The 15,475-nt window shown below is 48.0% G+C and carries 18 protein-coding genes; 15 read left to right on the top strand and 3 right to left on the bottom strand.

The window, feature by feature from the left end; all coding sequences use genetic code 11:
* The first annotated feature begins 89 nt into the window (after positions 1 to 89).
* The 15 genes from OXH39_09305 to OXH39_09235 all read left to right on the top strand — a co-directional run bounded on the left by OXH39_09305 (position 90) and on the right by OXH39_09235 (position 10,440).
* On the top strand, positions 90 to 314 hold the full coding sequence (locus OXH39_09305; GenBank protein MCY3550645.1) for a hypothetical protein: 225 nt from the start codon (positions 90 to 92) through the stop codon (positions 312 to 314).
* 26 nt (positions 315 to 340) lie between these two features.
* Complete coding sequence (locus tag OXH39_09300; GenBank protein ID MCY3550644.1) at positions 341 to 931, top strand: sigma-70 family RNA polymerase sigma factor; 591 nt, start codon at positions 341 to 343, stop codon at positions 929 to 931.
* A gap of 363 nt (positions 932 to 1,294) precedes the next feature.
* Positions 1,295 to 2,014 (top strand): haloacid dehalogenase type II, encoded by a 720-nt coding sequence (locus OXH39_09295; protein MCY3550643.1) that lies wholly within the window; start codon positions 1,295 to 1,297, stop codon positions 2,012 to 2,014.
* 20 nt (positions 2,015 to 2,034) lie between these two features.
* Complete coding sequence (locus OXH39_09290) at positions 2,035 to 2,601, top strand: Uma2 family endonuclease (GenBank protein ID MCY3550642.1); 567 nt, start codon at positions 2,035 to 2,037, stop codon at positions 2,599 to 2,601.
* A 130-nt stretch (positions 2,602 to 2,731) separates the two neighbouring features.
* The gene (locus OXH39_09285) at positions 2,732 to 3,751 is read left to right on the top strand and encodes a Gfo/Idh/MocA family oxidoreductase (GenBank protein MCY3550641.1); all 1,020 of its coding nucleotides are present in this window, start codon (positions 2,732 to 2,734) and stop codon (positions 3,749 to 3,751) included.
* A gap of 177 nt (positions 3,752 to 3,928) precedes the next feature.
* Positions 3,929 to 4,135 (top strand): type II toxin-antitoxin system HicB family antitoxin, encoded by a 207-nt coding sequence (locus OXH39_09280; protein MCY3550640.1) that lies wholly within the window; start codon positions 3,929 to 3,931, stop codon positions 4,133 to 4,135.
* A gap of 11 nt (positions 4,136 to 4,146) precedes the next feature.
* Positions 4,147 to 4,347, top strand: coding sequence for a DUF433 domain-containing protein (locus OXH39_09275; GenBank protein MCY3550639.1), 201 nt, complete (start codon positions 4,147 to 4,149; stop codon positions 4,345 to 4,347).
* Positions 4,348 to 4,370: 23 nt separating this feature from the next.
* Positions 4,371 to 5,267, top strand: coding sequence for a hypothetical protein (locus OXH39_09270; GenBank protein ID MCY3550638.1), 897 nt, complete (start codon positions 4,371 to 4,373; stop codon positions 5,265 to 5,267).
* 14 nt (positions 5,268 to 5,281) lie between these two features.
* On the top strand, positions 5,282 to 6,040 hold the full coding sequence (locus OXH39_09265; protein ID MCY3550637.1) for a LamG domain-containing protein: 759 nt from the start codon (positions 5,282 to 5,284) through the stop codon (positions 6,038 to 6,040).
* A 58-nt stretch (positions 6,041 to 6,098) separates the two neighbouring features.
* On the top strand, positions 6,099 to 6,920 hold the full coding sequence (locus OXH39_09260) for a class I SAM-dependent methyltransferase (GenBank protein ID MCY3550636.1): 822 nt from the start codon (positions 6,099 to 6,101) through the stop codon (positions 6,918 to 6,920).
* A 207-nt stretch (positions 6,921 to 7,127) separates the two neighbouring features.
* Positions 7,128 to 7,337: a hypothetical protein gene (locus OXH39_09255; protein MCY3550635.1), complete on the top strand. Its 210-nt coding sequence runs from the start codon at positions 7,128 to 7,130 to the stop codon at positions 7,335 to 7,337.
* 2 nt (positions 7,338 to 7,339) lie between these two features.
* Positions 7,340 to 8,164: an AAC(3) family N-acetyltransferase gene (locus OXH39_09250; protein MCY3550634.1), complete on the top strand. Its 825-nt coding sequence runs from the start codon at positions 7,340 to 7,342 to the stop codon at positions 8,162 to 8,164.
* Positions 8,165 to 8,264: 100 nt separating this feature from the next.
* Positions 8,265 to 8,696, top strand: coding sequence for a hypothetical protein (locus OXH39_09245; GenBank protein MCY3550633.1), 432 nt, complete (start codon positions 8,265 to 8,267; stop codon positions 8,694 to 8,696).
* A gap of 17 nt (positions 8,697 to 8,713) precedes the next feature.
* Positions 8,714 to 9,757, top strand: coding sequence for a phytanoyl-CoA dioxygenase family protein (locus tag OXH39_09240; GenBank protein MCY3550632.1), 1,044 nt, complete (start codon positions 8,714 to 8,716; stop codon positions 9,755 to 9,757).
* Complete coding sequence (locus OXH39_09235) at positions 9,757 to 10,440, top strand: methyltransferase domain-containing protein (GenBank protein ID MCY3550631.1); 684 nt, start codon at positions 9,757 to 9,759, stop codon at positions 10,438 to 10,440. The genes OXH39_09240 and OXH39_09235 overlap by 1 nt, the downstream gene beginning before the upstream one ends.
* Here OXH39_09235 and OXH39_09230 read toward each other — a convergent pair.
* The 3 genes from OXH39_09230 to OXH39_09220 form a co-directional block, all read right to left on the bottom strand.
* Positions 10,437 to 11,351 carry a GNAT family N-acetyltransferase gene (locus OXH39_09230; protein ID MCY3550630.1) on the bottom strand — a complete coding sequence of 305 codons (915 nt, stop codon included), beginning with the start codon at positions 11,349 to 11,351 and terminating at the stop codon, positions 10,437 to 10,439. The two genes, OXH39_09235 and OXH39_09230, sit on opposite strands and share 4 nt — an antisense overlap.
* 122 nt (positions 11,352 to 11,473) lie before the next feature.
* The gene (locus tag OXH39_09225) at positions 11,474 to 12,406 is read right to left on the bottom strand and encodes a GNAT family N-acetyltransferase (GenBank protein MCY3550629.1); all 933 of its coding nucleotides are present in this window, start codon (positions 12,404 to 12,406) and stop codon (positions 11,474 to 11,476) included.
* 416 nt (positions 12,407 to 12,822) lie between these two features.
* On the bottom strand, positions 12,823 to 15,438 hold the full coding sequence (locus OXH39_09220; protein MCY3550628.1) for a zinc-dependent metalloprotease: 2,616 nt from the start codon (positions 15,436 to 15,438) through the stop codon (positions 12,823 to 12,825).
* Positions 15,439 to 15,475: the final 37 nt, after the last annotated feature.

Below are 15,475 nucleotides of genomic sequence, written 5' to 3'. Positions count from 1 at the left end.
TAAACCATTAGCAAATCTTTTTTATTGACCGAAAAAGGGGCATCAAATGCTGCCCCTACCTGACGAATAAGTTAGAAAGGAGTTTCATAATGCGTCAGTACGTTTTGTGTTTAACGGAGGCAACGCCTCACGCTGGAGATGAACGAGACTGTACTTTGGGAGACGGGATCTCCCTGAAGACACAGGCATTCAAAATTGCCAATGTGTTTCGTTGTTGGACCAGAGCTCGATTATGGGGAAGGCACGGACAGAGGAGTGAACAAGCAGGCATCCTCCGTTATCGCATGGAAGGAGGGTTGCGCGCCTTCGCTTGAGAAGCTCCTCTTTAGAGGAGACAAGCATGTTACACACTGACGAACAGTTGATGCTTTCTGTGAAGGATGGAAACAGAGATGCATTCCGAATTTTAACGGAGCGACATTACGCAAATACTTTAAATTTTATCTATCGATTTGTCAAAAACCAAACACTCGCGGAGGACCTTTGTCAAGAGACGTTCCTGCGGCTGTGGCGTTGTGTACCAACGTACCGCCCGATTGCCAAATTCAGGACGTTCCTTTATCATATCGCCAAGAATGTCTGTTTAAAACAATTGGCGACAGAGCAAAGGACACCCCAGATTGAATCATTGGATGCCGCCTATAGTGATGAAGATGAAAACTCTCACCCTATCGCTGTCGCTATAGCGGATACACGTTATTCTCCGGAGGCACTGCTCATTGCTAAAGAGACCTATGAGGCGATTCAGTCCGCGATTGATAAGTTGTCGAAGGAACACCAAGTGGTGTTTCGGATGACAGAGGTTCAAGGATTGTCTTATCAAGAAGTCGCGACGATCCTCGAATGTCCGATTGGGACTGTTGCCTCGCGCAAGAACGCTGCGATTCGACAACTCCGGAAATTTTTGGCACCCTACAGGACAAGCTTATGAGATATAGGTCCTTAGGTTCTAAACATATAACCCTCTTTGCACTCTGGCGTCCGACTTCACGTCAGAGTGCTTTTTTTTACGGACGCTTCTATGATAGCGTCAATCTTCACATCTTACTAAAGTAACGCAAGTCGCCATTTTTGTAGCATAGACTGTTAGTCTGTGCCTAAGGGTGCGCAACCTAACAGGATACGCTACAAAACCGTGCGGATCCTCAACAATTTTCAGTGAATGGGTCCAAAGGAATAGAGAAAACAATTCAATGGACAATTGAGCTGAATTGGTGTATGATGTGACATGAACTGAAAAGGAAATGAACCTATTCTTCTTGGTAAATTTTGAACGACAGAAAGGGATAGGACGATGCAAAGCGAGCATTCCAAAATCAAAGCACTCACCTTTGATGTGTTTGGCACGGTTGTAGATTGGTACGGTTCAATTGTTGCCGAAGGTGAAGAATTTGGAAATATCCACGGTATTGATATTGATTGGGCGCAATTCGCCTTGAAATGGCGCTCTGGATACGGTCCCGCGATGGATAGGGTCCGACGTGGCGAATTGCCGTGGCAAAACATTGACGCACTACATCGACTTATTTTAGATAGTCTTCTTGACGAATTTGAAATCGTCGGCTTAAGCGAAACCGATAAAGATCATCTGAATCGGGTCTGGCATCGGCTCAAACCGTGGCCCGATGCAGTCAGCGGTTTGAGACGGCTCCGCAAGCAGTATATCGTCGCCACACTCTCTAACGGCAACGTTGCCTTGCTGACCAACATGGCGAAATTTGGGGGACTGCCGTGGGATTGTATCCTGTCTGCCGAATTAACAGGGCATTACAAACCGGATCCCGAAGTTTACCAAACCGCCGCTTCCCTGCTTGGTTTGTCCCCCGGTGAAGTTATGATGGTAGCCGCACACCCTGGTGATCTTCGAGCCTCACAGGCGGTCGGTTTTCAAACTGCCCTGGTGCCGCGTCCTTTAGAATATGGACCTGGTGGAGTTCAAGGCGTAAACGCGCACCCCTCTGACCTCGTCGCCAACGATTTTAACGAGCTGGCAGACTTGTTGGGGATAACATAGTCCGTAAGGAGGAACGGAAAATGGATTTACAGGAAGTTTCAGAAGTCGCGCAAGAAATATACCCGCCCGAACCTACTACGATGACAGTGGAGGAATTTCTGGCACGCGATATAGAGGGGTATGAATACGTTAAAGGAGAATTAGTGCCGATGTCGTCTCCGTCATTAGGACATGGTAAAATTAGTGCGAGAATCACCCACTATTTATTTACACACGTAAGTGAAAATCAGTTAGGGGATGTGTATGTAGAAGCAGGATTTAAAGTCGGAGAACGCGGAATGAAACCGGATGTCGCGTTTATTTCAACCGCGCGCCTACCTGAAGATGAGAGTAAAGGATCTCCAATGCCACCGGATTTTGCTGTTGAAGTCATCTCACCAACAGATGTTCAGTGGCGTGTCACTGAAAAGGTACAAGCTTATCTGGAGGCAGGAACTCAAATGGTATGGGTTGTTGAATCTGTCATGAAAACAGTAACAGTATATCGTTCTGAAACAGACATTAAGGTGTTTACGGGTGCGGACACACTTACTGGTGAGGATGTCGTGCCAGGATTTTCCTGTCCGGTTGCACAACTTTTTGAATAGGGACCTCACCTAAACACGAGTTACGCAGCCCCTTCGCTGGCGAGGTTTGTAACCTCGCCAGCTGCACGTAATATATAGGATTCATAGAAAATTGCGTAAGTCCTACTAAACACGAATTGGAGAATACCTTATGGATAAAATCCGAATTGCTTTTATTGGTTGTGGTGGTATGTCGTCGCAATTACAACAGTGTATACCGATGGTACCAGAATTTGAATTCGTAGCCACCTGTGATCTCGTTGAGGAGAAGGCAGCATCAAACGCCCGTAGGTTTGGCGCACTCCGTCATTACACCGATTACAATGAGATGTTCAAAAATGAAGACCTCTATGCTGTGGCTGTTGTCGGCAGACCAGAGGATAAATTACATCGCGACATCGGTATTGAGTGCCTCCGAGAGGGGTATCATATTTATACCGAGAAGCCGCCCGCGACCACCGCTGAAGGCGCGAAGATGTTGGTTGATGCCTCTATTGAGAGCGGTAAAACAGGTATGGTCGGCACCATGTGGCGACATGCCCCGGCGAATCGGATCGCTAAGCAGTTGATGGACGAAGATGAGTTCGGTATACCGTGCCAATATCATACCCGGTATCTCGCACCAGGTCCCCGTCTAAACGAAGCGGGATCCCCCTTTGCATGGCCCTTCATGCTTGATCAGGTGATCCATCCGACCGATTGTATGCGTTTCTTTATGGGACAGGTCAGCGAGGTTTTCGCAATGGGTACAGTTGAGGCCGCATCGAGTACTGTCTCCATGTCCGTGAATCTGCGTTACGCGAACGGTGGTATCGGCACGATGACGCTCGGCACCGGTCCGGTTTTAGAAGCAATGGTTTTTATCAAAGGTACCGGAAATCAGGCGATTCAGGTATTGGAGACACGCAAGTTGCGCCGTTACCGTATGCCGACATGGCTCGGCGAAGGTGGTGGTTATGCCGATACACCAACTGAAGAATGGACCCTCAATACCGCATATCACGGTATTGGCAGACCCGGTTATCTCGAAGAGATGCAACATTGGGCACAGTCGCTGCAAGCGGGAACGCAGCCACACTCAAGTCTCGAAGATTCCTACCAGAACATGCGCGTCTTAGAAGCGATTAGCCGTAGCATCGAAACCGGAGAAGTCGTTCAAATTTCCGCGTAACCTACAACCCCAAATCTGGCAGATGCGGTTTGCAACCACACCCCAAATCTGGTAGGTGCGGTTTGCAACCGCACTGGAGGTCAAACATCGACTGGCGGTGCATCGGTAATTCTAAAATCCACCATAGTTTTTCGCAACCTTGGTTCTTGAGCAAAGCCTTTGTATTGGAGGTAAAAAATGAGACAAGTAGTTATTTATCCGGGTGAAGATGGGTATTGGGTTGCTGAATGCCCCAGTTTACCCGGTTGTATCAGTCAAGCTGAAACAAAGCAAGAAGTTGTCAGTAATATCAGAGAAGCAATTGAAGGATATATTGTTGCCCTTAAAGAAGATGGGCTGTCGGTGCCTGAAGAACATCTTGAGGCGTTGTTAGCCGTAGTTTAGTGGAGATAGAAATGGAAAAACTGAATCGAATTCAAATTAATCCAAAGATTTGTCTTGGGCAACCTGTAATTCGAGGCACCCGAATCACGGTCAGCGTAATTCTCAAATTATTAGCCAACGGTCGGTCAGTTGAGGAGGTTATTGAGGATTATCCGGAATTGGAGGCTGCTGATGTCCAAGAGGCGATGAAGTACGCCACACTGATCTCGTAAGTCGAAATTCAAAGGAAACCCGTATGAATTGGTCACCCCGCGTAAAACCCATCAAAATCCGCCAACTTTACCGATATGCTCGGCTCGGTATCTATGATGATTTGCTACTACACGATGTCGGTTGGGAACTTTACGCACGGTGTACGGACATCGCTACAGTTGCTGATGTTTATCGAGGCGGGCGTGTGCCTTGTCCACAATGCAGCACGAAGATTACACGTCGGATTGATCCGCTCTTTAGTTCTGGCGAAGGTGGAACGCACGAACACTGGTTCCACTGCCCCCACTGCACCGGACGGCTCCTCTGGCGCGACTGCCGTCAAGCACTCCGAGACACCCCCCGATGTTTTGACTGTTGCGCTGTTCTATACAAAGAAGTTGGGTTGCGATGTGCCTGTGGTAAAACATGGTCCAAGGAAGCCTACAATCAATCGGTGAGAACCCGTGTCCTTTTACCCTGTCCGCACTGCCTTAACCTTGTCCGTAGACCAGATCCACCCGCAATGGAACGCACTGTCAGAATGCGGAAATCCAGTCCTGAGTTGCAATGTCCGAAGTGTCAAGCAGTTGCGCTTCATCAGCACGGCAATATCGAATGTACAGCCTGCGGCTACAAACGCCGGTGGCGAGATTATCGCAAGAGTTTAAAAAAGAAAGATGAGAAACTCGAATGTCCAAATTGTGAATATACCTTCAGATGGCAGACGTGGCGTAAAAGTGTCCGTTCACTGAGAACGGGTAACCCAAGACCGGCGCGTGAATTTGTTCAAAAGTGGCTCAGATGCCGCACGCCGCAACAGCGTATGATACAGATTGATACCTTACTTCAAACCTTACACGGTAGAGGTCCTTTAGCACCGCTATTTATTGATAGTGGTGAACACAACATCCGTCAGATGCTTGACGATCTGGCATCATAGAGGAGAAACAAATCATGAAAGTTCTATTTTTTCTGATCCTCATTATTGGGCTGGTAATGCCTGGCACACTTTGGGCAAAAAATCTGGCATTGGAATTAGATGGCAAAACGGCTATCGAAGTTCCAAACAGTGACAGTCTAAATCCCAAAAACGCGATAACCATAGAAGCGTGGATGAACATGAGCAAACCCGTTGGTGAGTGCCTCGCGAAGGATTGGGGCGGCAAAAGGGATTACATCTTTCCAGAGATCGTCCAAAATGGAAACGGATTGCGATTTGTCCTCTGGCCCGGCACGAAGATCCTTGATGTCCCTGGATTGAAGCCGAATGAATGGCAGCATGTCGCTGGTGTCTGGGACGGTAAAGAGATGCGCACATATATTGATGGAGAAGAAAAGGGTGCCTTACCTTTTGAGGCAAAGGAATTAGCAGCAACCGACGCTTCGCTCTATATCGGTGTCGGTGATAGTCAAAATTGGTTCTGTACAGGAGCCATTGATGAAATCCGTATCTGGGAAGTCGCTCGGACCGAAGAAGAGATTAATGAATTCATGATGAAGGTACTCAACGGCGATGAAAAGGGTCTGAACGCACACTACACTTTCGATGAAGGTGATGCCAGCGATAATACCAAAAACGGAAATGATGGCAAGGGTGGATTTGGAAAGCCGAATTACCTTGATGTCACCAACGCCCTTGACCTCGAACCACTTTCCGTTGACCCTGAAGATAAGTTGGCGATAACGTGGGCATGGGTGAAGCAGACCCGATAACCAGTTTCGGAATATATTGCAAGTCCCCCTGATAAGGGGGATTTAGGGGGTTTCTTGGTTGTATCAATTTTCAGATGAGATTCTTTCGTTCTATAGACAGACACAAGAATCGAAAAGACTTACAAGTAGCGTCCAAGGACAGATAGAATTTACGAGGACACAAGAAATTATCACCCGCTATTTATCCGATCCCCCCGCTGTTGTTTTAGACATCGGTGGCGGTTCTGGTCCATACGCCTGTTGGTTGGCACAGGCGGACTATGAGGTTCACCTCGTGGACCCTGTGGATTTACATATTGAGCAAGCGAAAGAAGCCTCCAATCAACAGTCAGAACACCCGATTGCCAGTGTGTCACTCGGTGACGCGCGTGAGTTACGTTTTTCATCAATGTCTGCGGACGCTGTTCTGTTGTTGGGACCCCTCTATCATCTAATTGATAAAAGTGAACGGCTGCTTGCACTGAGAGAAGCGTATCGTGTCTTAAGAGAGGGTGGGGTTATGCTTGCCGCCGGTATCTCACGGTTTGCGTCTATGCTCCACAGTTTTTTCGAGGATCGATTTGGAAATCCTGTTCACATGGATATTGTTCAAAACGACCTTGAAACGGGTTACCATCGCAACCTAACCGAGGACCTTAAGTACTTTACAGATGCATATCTTCACCGGCCAGAAGAACTCGGTTCTGAAGTGGTCGAAGCAGGTTTCCAGCATCAGACAACACTTGCTGTACAAGGACCAACGTGGCTTTTTAGGTCGGTTGAAAGTTATTGGGCAGACCCTGACCAGCGCGCTGTAGTTTTAGATTTAATTCGGAAAGTTGAAGCGGAGCCGTCAATACTCGGTATGAGTTCGCATATCCTTGCAATAGGCAAGAAATAAAATGCTTGAGAATGTTCTATTAGAGTAACCCAAGTTGCTACTAACGGATTTTGAGCGTTTCAACACAGTTTTTCAGACACTTTCCTCACCCCAGAGGGGTGGAATTGCTTCGCAGTGAGAATAGAAAAAGGTATATCAACGTCCTGCACTCCAGCGGAGTGCTATGTAAGTAAATAGGTGGCTTGTGTTAGAGTAGGAGTATATTCCATGGTAACAGATGAACAACTCAAAGTAGAAGGCTTAAAGGCTCTTACGGAAGCTTTGGGTGACATCCAGGCTGAAAAGTTCATTGCGTTGGTTATGCGTTCTCGGTTTGATTACACCAAATGGCAGAGGAAACTGTGGGTTGAAAAGAGCATGGAGGAGATCAGTGATGCAGCAATGAAACTGAGAAAATCAAAAGACGGAGATAGTTGACAATGCCTGAAGGTCAAGTGGTTCAAAAGACGGAAACACTCGCTACAGTAGAATCACTGCAGGCGGATTTTAAGGCACTCGGTATTGAAAAGGGGATGGTCTTACTCGTTCATTCGTCTTTGAGCGCAATGGGATGGGTCTGTGGTGGTGCTGTTGCTGTGATCATCGCGCTTCAGGAGGTTTTGGGAGAAACAGGAACGCTTGTAATGCCGACCCACTCGACCGACCTCAGCGACCCAAGCCAATGGGAAAATCCGCCTGTCCCCGAATCGTGGTGGCAGACAATACGCGAGACGATGCCTGCCTACGATCCTGATTTAACGCCAACCCGTTCAATGGGCAAAATTGCCGAAACGTTCCGAAAACAAAAAGACGTTCTCCGCAGCGCACATCCACAGAGTTCATTTTGTGCACGCGGTCCTCAAGCATCATCCATCGTAAATAACCACTCTTTAGCTTATGGCTTTGGTGAACACTCACCGCTTGCCAGAATCTATGACTTGCACGGTTTTGTCCTGCTCCTCGGTGTCGATCATTCGAGCAATACATCCATACATCTCGCGGAATACCGAGCGGACTTCCCAACCAAACGCGTCGTCCGGGAGGGTGCCCCGATCTCACAGGCGGGTTCAAGGACATGGACTACCTTTGAAGATATCGATGTAGATGATTCAGATTTCGATCGCCTCGGTAAGGATTTTATACGATCTGATGCAGGAAAAGTGGTTCAACACGGCAAAGTCAGCATCGCGGCGTGCCAACTCATGCCGCAACGCTCCGTCGTTGACTTCGCCGTCGATTGGCTTCAGAAAAATAGAGGCAAATAAATTGGAGAGCTTAAAAAATTGAATTTCTCGTTTCGTATATGCTATACTATAAATATCCAAAGTTACCACCTAACCAAGAAGAAAGACAAAGAACCGATCTATGGAAAAAAAACGGGGATCCTTATTTACCGTCCGAGACGCAGAAAGTGCAATCATTACTTACACGGTGTTAGGACTTCTCTATATCATCGGAATATGTCTCTACGAACTTGTCGTCGGATGGAACGGTGTCCTGCAGATGTTAAGAAAGTTAGACGCAACGTCGCCGGTTTTTAATCGAGTCGCAATTGCGTTCATTATTTTCAAAGAAGGAGTGGATATCATGCTAAGACGTTTTAACGAATGGCGTGCTGAACACGCACAAAGCCTTGAGAAAGCCAAAGAACAAGGCATCGAACAAGGTATAGAGCAGGGGCGGGCAGAGGTATATGAAGTTATCTCCGCCTGGAATAAACGCCGACTCGCAGCCGAGGCGAAAGGTATCCCTTTCAATGAACCGCCTCCGTCACAGAATGGACACCAACATGGGTAGATCCAAGGAGAAGTCAGATGGAAACCTTGAAAGAACTTCGCGTATCAAACGATGCGATGAATGATCCGGAAAAATTGCGTCACCGGATCTCGGAAGAAGGGTACCTCTTCTTCAAGAAGCTGCAAGATCCCGACAAACTCTGGGCGTTGCGGCGAGAGATGCTAACGACAATGCAGGAAGGCGGTTGGCTCGTCGCCGGGACCGACCCAATGGACGGCATCGCCGATATTTCCACCCAGTGTACCGAGGGCGATCCCGAATACACAGATGTATACCACGCGGTGTATAAATTACAAGCGTTTCACCGTTCCGGACACTGGCACGAAGTCGTTGATATGGTGGAGAAAATTATCGGTAGAGAGGTGCTGCCGCATCCGCAAAAAATTGCGCGCCTCTGGTTTCCTAAGTACACCGCACATACAACACCGATACACCAAGACTTCGTCCACTTCCAAGGGAATTTTCAGACCTATACCTGTTGGGCACCTGTCGGAGATTGCCCGATAGAGTTGGGAGGCTTGGCAGTCCTACCCGGTTCGCATAAAGTCAATAAGGTCATGGAGCACCACTTTTCACTCGGTGCTGGCAGTCTGTGCGTCAACGAGGACGAATTGTCAGGTGAATGGCATTCCACGAACTACGAAGTCGGCGACACGCTCATCTTCCCTGCTTTGACCATTCATAAGGCACTACCGAATTTGACCGAGGATCGGCTGCGTGTATCGCTCGACAACCGTTATCAGGCTGTCGATGATCCCATCGCTGAGCACATGCTTGAACCGCACCTGAACCTCTTCAACTCCCTTAAGTGGGAAGATGTCTACCGCAATTGGGAGTCCGATGAACTGAAGTATTATTGGAAAGACCGCGACCTGACGGTTCTGCCAAGAGATTTCAGTTACGGGAACAAAGGGTTTGAGGAAGCATTGGAGTTGGCAAAAGATGGAGATGAACGCGCCATCATACATTTAAACCGGGCAATCAAGCGTGACGCTACAACCGAATTGGCACAGCGGGCAGTGGCAGTGCTACAAGAAATCAATGCCGGGGCTGCGCAATAGTGGATTTCCATTACAAAGACATCGTGCCGTGGGGTAGGTCGTATGACGAATACCTTGATATGTTCAACCTCTCCGAAGATGACTTGGCGCGGGACATTGTTGGCATAGGCGACGGTCCCGCGTCGTTCAATTTTCGGATGTACCAGCGTAAGACACCGATAGTCTCGGTCGATCCAATTTATCGGTATTCTGAGGCGGAATTGCGTCAACGCATCCAGGAAACCTACGACGATGTCATCGCACAAGCCCGCCAAAATCGGGATAAATTCGTCTGGACAAAATTCTCGTCTGTTGATGAATTGGCAGAAGTCAGAATGCAGGCGATGGACGCGTTCTGCCAAGATTTCGAGAGCGGTAAGCGACAAGGACGCTATATAGACGCATCACTCCCCAATTTACCTTTCCCCGACGGTCATTTCGACCTCGTGCTTTCCGCGCATCTCCTCTTTTTCTACTCAGCAAACAGAGATTTGGCATTCCATCTTGATGCTGTACGCGAGTTACTTCGCATCGGAGCCGAGGTGAAAATTTTCCCCATCGTTGATGTGAACAGCAACCCCTCGCCTTTCTTATCACCCGTTATTGACGAGCTTGAAAAGGACGGAATTATTTGCACAGTGGAACGCGTCCCGTACCATTTCCAGAAAACAGGAAACGAAATGCTGCGGTTAAGGGCATGTTAATTGGGCGTTGGCGGTTCAGAGAGCACTTTTTCATAGGCGTAGGTCCAATCTGCAACCCGATAACCGCAGTTGCTGTAAAAGAGAAGTGCGCGATAATCATCCCAGCGCGTGCTGATTGTTGCGTGCTGGTATCCGATTTTCTTCATCTCTTGAAGTGCGTATTGGAGCAGGTAGCGTCCTAACCCCTGTCCTTGAAACTCACCTTCAATCTCAAGATAAACCGTATGGAACCAATCCTGTGCATCCGGGTGGTCCGAATACTCACCACCAGAGACAGATACACATAAGCCAATCTCTTCATCACCTTGATAGGCTTTTATGACGCTATCTGGACGTTGTCCGCGTTCGTCCTTCCACTCTACAGAAAGCGTTACCGGTATAGGTGCCGGTATTGGTGTAACATCGTAGTTTTCCCAGTCTAAAAAGACCCATCCGTTGGAACGGTGGTATCCGTTGAATCCAAGGAGTCCTTGAACCTGATCAAGTGCATCCGATAGACAGGCGTATTCAAAATGATAGAAACGATATCGACGCTCGGCAGCGAAAATTCGGGTTACATTAAATGATTTCAGATAGGTTTCCGCCTTTTCAAGGGCGGCTTGTCCAGCGCGCCGTGCCCCACGTTCGTAGCCCAAGAACCGAATAATACCTACATCCTCATCTCTCATCTGAGTGAGACCGACGTGAATAAACGCCTGCACTGCACCCTCCGTCATCGCGACGAAGGCAGTTTCGGAGTCGAGTCCACGTCCAAAGTCATCTTTGTCGGCTTTACCAGTCGTAACCCCGCGTAGTACAATAGCAAATTCTCCCTCCGTTACAGGGTAGCAATGCGGAACATCGGTGATCAAGCGATTATAAAATTGGGTGAGAGGTGCTTGCATGTCGGGTGTATATTGTAAAATTTCCATCTCTTTTTCTACTCTCCTTTTACGGAACATCTCACAGCAGAATTGCTCCGTCCCCACTTCCACCCAGAAAACGAGAAGTGAGATGCTGCCTTTAAGGTCGTGCTGATTGTCTGAATCTGAGGTTACCACTTTTCCGTTGGTGCTTTGGAGAGGTCTTTGACGAATTCATAAGTCCAATCTACGGTCCAATAACCGCAGTTGCTATAAAAGAGGAACGCGCGGTGGTTATCCCAAGCAGTGCTAATCGCTGCATGTTGGTATCCGATTTTCTTCATCTCTTGAAGCGCGTATTGAAGCAGATAGCGTCCCAAACCCTGTCCCTGAAAATCATCTTCAATACCGAGCCAGACAGTATGAAGCCAGTTTTGTGCATCGGCGTGGCTTGAGAACTCACCACCGCAGAGGGACTCACAGATGCCGACCTGTTCGCCGTCTTGGTGGGCGAGCACAGTACAATTCGGGAGTTGTCCACGCCCGTCCTTCCAGTCGATAGAAAGCGTTACCGGCAGATTTGAAGGTACTGGTGTAACGGAATAGTCTTCCCAATCCAGAAAGACCTCGCCATTGGAACGGTGGTATCCATTATATCCAAGGAGGCCTTGAACTTGATCAAGCGCGTCCGATAGATAGGCGTGTGCAAAATGATAGAAGCGGTATCGGCAGTCCTGTGAAAAGGCGAAAATCTGAGAAATATCATAAGTTTTCAGATAATCTTCCGCCTTTTCAAGCACGGCTTGCCCAACTTGCCGCGCCCCGCGTTCGTAACCAAGAAACCGAATAATGCCAGCGTTCTCTTTCCTTTCCTCGTGATTCCAGACCTGACCGATGCCGATATGAATAAACGCTTGCACAGCACCGTTCACCATTGCAACAAAGGCAGTTTCCGAGTCAAGACCTCCGTCCTTTACATCTGATTTATCGGTCGTAACCTCACGTACCGCAATAGCAAATTCTTCCTCCTTGACTGGATAACAGTGCGGAACATCGACGGTCAAGTGATTATAAAATTGGGTTAAGGATGCTTGCATATCGGGCGTATATTGAAGAATTTCCATCCGTTCCTCCTAAGTTTTTGTTTGTAGTAGCGCAATTCATTGCGCGTTTTGCTTTGCGATGGGCGGTGTTTTTGTACCACAAACTGTATGAAGTTTAATTATTTAAATCGGTAATCCCAATTCCCCGCAAGCCCGGTAGGTGCAGTTTCTAACCGCATCGGATTTTACACAGAACCCTTGAAGATTCCAAAACCCTCTTGAATCCCGTAGGGTTTATTTGCTTGGGTATTTCTTCAGTATCTTTGTAGAAAAACTGTAGAAAGGCTGTTACAAAATACCTCGAAAACCCCTAAATTGATACCTATAGTGCGGTTTGATGAAGTTTAAATAAATACTTCAGTAATGTTACCCGTAAAAAACATTGTAGGGGCAGGTCTTGTGCCTGCCCGCAATTACTGACCGAAACGTCCGAGCATTCACCGTTTCTGAACTTGGAAACTCGCATCCAGAGCCTTTGCGACTCGGACCTGCGATTCTTCGAGGTGTGCTAAACTATAATCGTCAAGTCTCCCTTGCGCATTCTGAAGTACGCCTTGTATCTGCGTGTTGATTTCTTCGAGATGTAGGCGTGCGAGCGACCTTGCATCCTCCGGGGTGCCACTATCAGCCTCCAACACCAGTTTGATAAGCTGCTTGAGGTGTTCCCGCTGCAAACCGCGCCGGAAACTGGAAATGAAAGCATCGGTATTCGACCACTGCTTTTCGCCGACATTCCGATCAAGTTCTACCCAGACAGCGTCCGTGATACCTGAAAAGAGTTCTGGCAGTGTGAACACATCTTCACCCTTAGGAAACTTCAACTCTGTGTCCTGAATCCGCGCCAGAACATTCGGATAAAGCAGTCGTCCCAAGATAAAGGTTTGATTGTTCAGAATGATCTGATGCACGGGATAATCCAAACGCGTAGAACTCCCACTACTTGATCCCCAATCACTCCAACGCGTGACAGCGAGACTGTTGAGTAGGTCAGCCGAGAAATCGAAGGCTTTGTCCGAGAGGGCGTGTTCTTTGAGGAATTGGAGTGCTTCGCGTTGTTTCGCTGCGAGAACCGGCACAAAAGGTAAACGTCCATTTTCATCACCGCGATGATCGCGATGGTGATACTGCCCACCGATATATCGGCTTGCAAAGTACATCGCATTCGCATGTTCACCAAGCAATCTCCCAAATGCCTGTCGGACCCGTTGATAGCCCATCCCCTCTTTTGTGACCTTATCCGCAATTTTGTCCCAAAGGTTAACGACAATTTCTCGCCGTTGTTTGGCAAACTCAAGCGGGTCGGCACCCAGATCCCAAACATTTACCAGCGGATCCAGATTACGGTATTGATAGCTGTAAACATCGCCATCTGTTCCGTAGGTAAGTTCCGGTGTTGCGACACGGGAGGCGATTTTACCCAATGCCTCCAATTCACCTTCAGGGTTACTTGCAGCAATCGGTTTATAGGCATACTCGACGACCCAATAATCCCAAGGACCAACCGTCGGCGTATAGTAATGTCCCTGTTCTTTACCTTCGGGAGCAACATTCACGCCCCAGTAATCCATGACGGAACCGACGGTTGCCTCGTCTGTTTTGTCGTTCAGATCGTCAAGAGAGTATATCGTACTCGATTTAAAATTGTGACGTAATCCCAATGTGTGACCGACCTCATGCATCGTCAGTGTTTTCAGTGCCTCGCCGATAAATTTTTCTGGTAATTCACCGTCTTCGCCCGTCAGACCGCGTGCCTGCAAGACGCTCGCCATGAACCCCATCTGACGTGTCAATCCAGATGCCAGTTGACACTGAAAGTGTGAGGTGTGATCCATCGGATGATCGCGCTCGTGTGCTAACTCATCAAAGTATGTTTTATACTGTCGCTGCCAACTTCTGATAAAAACGTCGCTGATAAGAATATCGGCATCCAATATCTGTCCTGTCAACGGGTTCACGCGGGACGGACCAATCGCGAAGCCTGCGTCAACAACCCAGCGGATCGTGTTATAGCGGGCATCTTCGGGGTCCCAATCCTCGTAATCTTGTTGAATACGTGCCTCAATTGCATCGACAAAGCCTGCCTTTTCAAATGCCTTGTTCCATTCCAGGATCCCTTGGCGAATGTACGGACGAAACCGGTGCGGCACCGTTTTCTCAATGTAGAAAATGATCGGATCCATCGGAGGTGAGAGTTTCGCCTTTTTGTCTGCTTTCTCCAGATGCCATCGATTGACGTAACGGATATACGGCGCATCGCTGGTTTGAAGCGAGTAATCTTTGATTGTTGTCATAAAGTGTCCAAGCCGGTCGTCAGCCAACCGAGGACGGTAGTTGTTCGATGGAAGTTTCGCGAGGCTATAGTGCAGCGTCAATTGAATCCCACGACTGTCGGGCACAGTTTCTATATAACTTGACGAGGTGTACGCCGCGTTAACTTTCAACTCCACATTCTTTGGGAATGTCTTGATTTTTCCCCAAGTGCTGCGCGTTCTGTCGAAGCGCGCATCTGGGGCGATCCTACGTGCCAAAGGCGGTAGATCGGATACAAAAACAGGTGAGATATTTACCAAAAGGCTTTTCCGTTGTGGATGGATACTTTCAATCTTAAGAGAGAACAGCACAGAGTCACTATAACCGTAGTCAACCGCCTGTGCGGTCGGTGTCCCTTTATCAGCGCGGAAACGCACATTTTTTCGCATGAGATGCACGTTGTCGCCAACGCGTCGCCAGACCAGCAGCCACTCATCCATCGTCATCCCAGAGATAAGGGATCCTCTCCCTAAGCCGCGCGCAAGACTAATCATGCATAGAAAGGGTTGGTTCAATTGTGCGGGTTGTATCTCACAATAAAGATTCTCTTTTTTCTGGTATAGTTTGAAAAAACCTTGGTAGCTTTTGCTATCCTCGATAACTTTCGAGAAGTCTGGGAACTCTTTTTTTGGTTTCGTGGGTGCTTCTTGTGTTGCGGGTTGTGCTGCTTGTTGTGCGAATATCGGCAGGTAACAACTGCTGATTAGAATTAAACAGAGCCAAAAAGTCAATTGGCGTTGCATTGAATTTTCTCCTTATTTTACATTATTTACTTTCACG

It is taken from the genome of Candidatus Poribacteria bacterium (genome assembly GCA_026702755.1).
GTDB lineage: Bacteria > Poribacteria > WGA-4E > WGA-4E > WGA-3G > WGA-3G.
This window is presented reverse-complemented; position numbering and strand designations above follow the sequence as displayed.

Coding starts and splice junctions, on each gene's coding strand:
- OXH39_09275 (MCY3550639.1), top strand. CDS start 4,147: ATGGAAAAACTGAATCGAATTCAAATTAATCCAAAGATTTGTCTTGGG.
- OXH39_09265 (MCY3550637.1), top strand. CDS start 5,282: ATGAAAGTTCTATTTTTTCTGATCCTCATTATTGGGCTGGTAATGCCT.
- OXH39_09230 (MCY3550630.1), bottom strand. CDS start 11,351: ATGGAAATTTTACAATATACACCCGACATGCAAGCACCTCTCACCCAA.
- OXH39_09250 (MCY3550634.1), top strand. CDS start 7,340: ATGCCTGAAGGTCAAGTGGTTCAAAAGACGGAAACACTCGCTACAGTA.
- OXH39_09300 (MCY3550644.1), top strand. CDS start 341: ATGTTACACACTGACGAACAGTTGATGCTTTCTGTGAAGGATGGAAAC.
- OXH39_09305 (MCY3550645.1), top strand. CDS start 90: ATGCGTCAGTACGTTTTGTGTTTAACGGAGGCAACGCCTCACGCTGGA.
- OXH39_09255 (MCY3550635.1), top strand. CDS start 7,128: ATGGTAACAGATGAACAACTCAAAGTAGAAGGCTTAAAGGCTCTTACG.
- OXH39_09225 (MCY3550629.1), bottom strand. CDS start 12,406: ATGGAAATTCTTCAATATACGCCCGATATGCAAGCATCCTTAACCCAA.
- OXH39_09220 (MCY3550628.1), bottom strand. CDS start 15,438: ATGCAACGCCAATTGACTTTTTGGCTCTGTTTAATTCTAATCAGCAGT.
- OXH39_09245 (MCY3550633.1), top strand. CDS start 8,265: ATGGAAAAAAAACGGGGATCCTTATTTACCGTCCGAGACGCAGAAAGT.
- OXH39_09295 (MCY3550643.1), top strand. CDS start 1,295: ATGCAAAGCGAGCATTCCAAAATCAAAGCACTCACCTTTGATGTGTTT.
- OXH39_09280 (MCY3550640.1), top strand. CDS start 3,929: ATGAGACAAGTAGTTATTTATCCGGGTGAAGATGGGTATTGGGTTGCT.
- OXH39_09270 (MCY3550638.1), top strand. CDS start 4,371: ATGAATTGGTCACCCCGCGTAAAACCCATCAAAATCCGCCAACTTTAC.
- OXH39_09285 (MCY3550641.1), top strand. CDS start 2,732: ATGGATAAAATCCGAATTGCTTTTATTGGTTGTGGTGGTATGTCGTCG.
- OXH39_09240 (MCY3550632.1), top strand. CDS start 8,714: ATGGAAACCTTGAAAGAACTTCGCGTATCAAACGATGCGATGAATGAT.
- OXH39_09290 (MCY3550642.1), top strand. CDS start 2,035: ATGGATTTACAGGAAGTTTCAGAAGTCGCGCAAGAAATATACCCGCCC.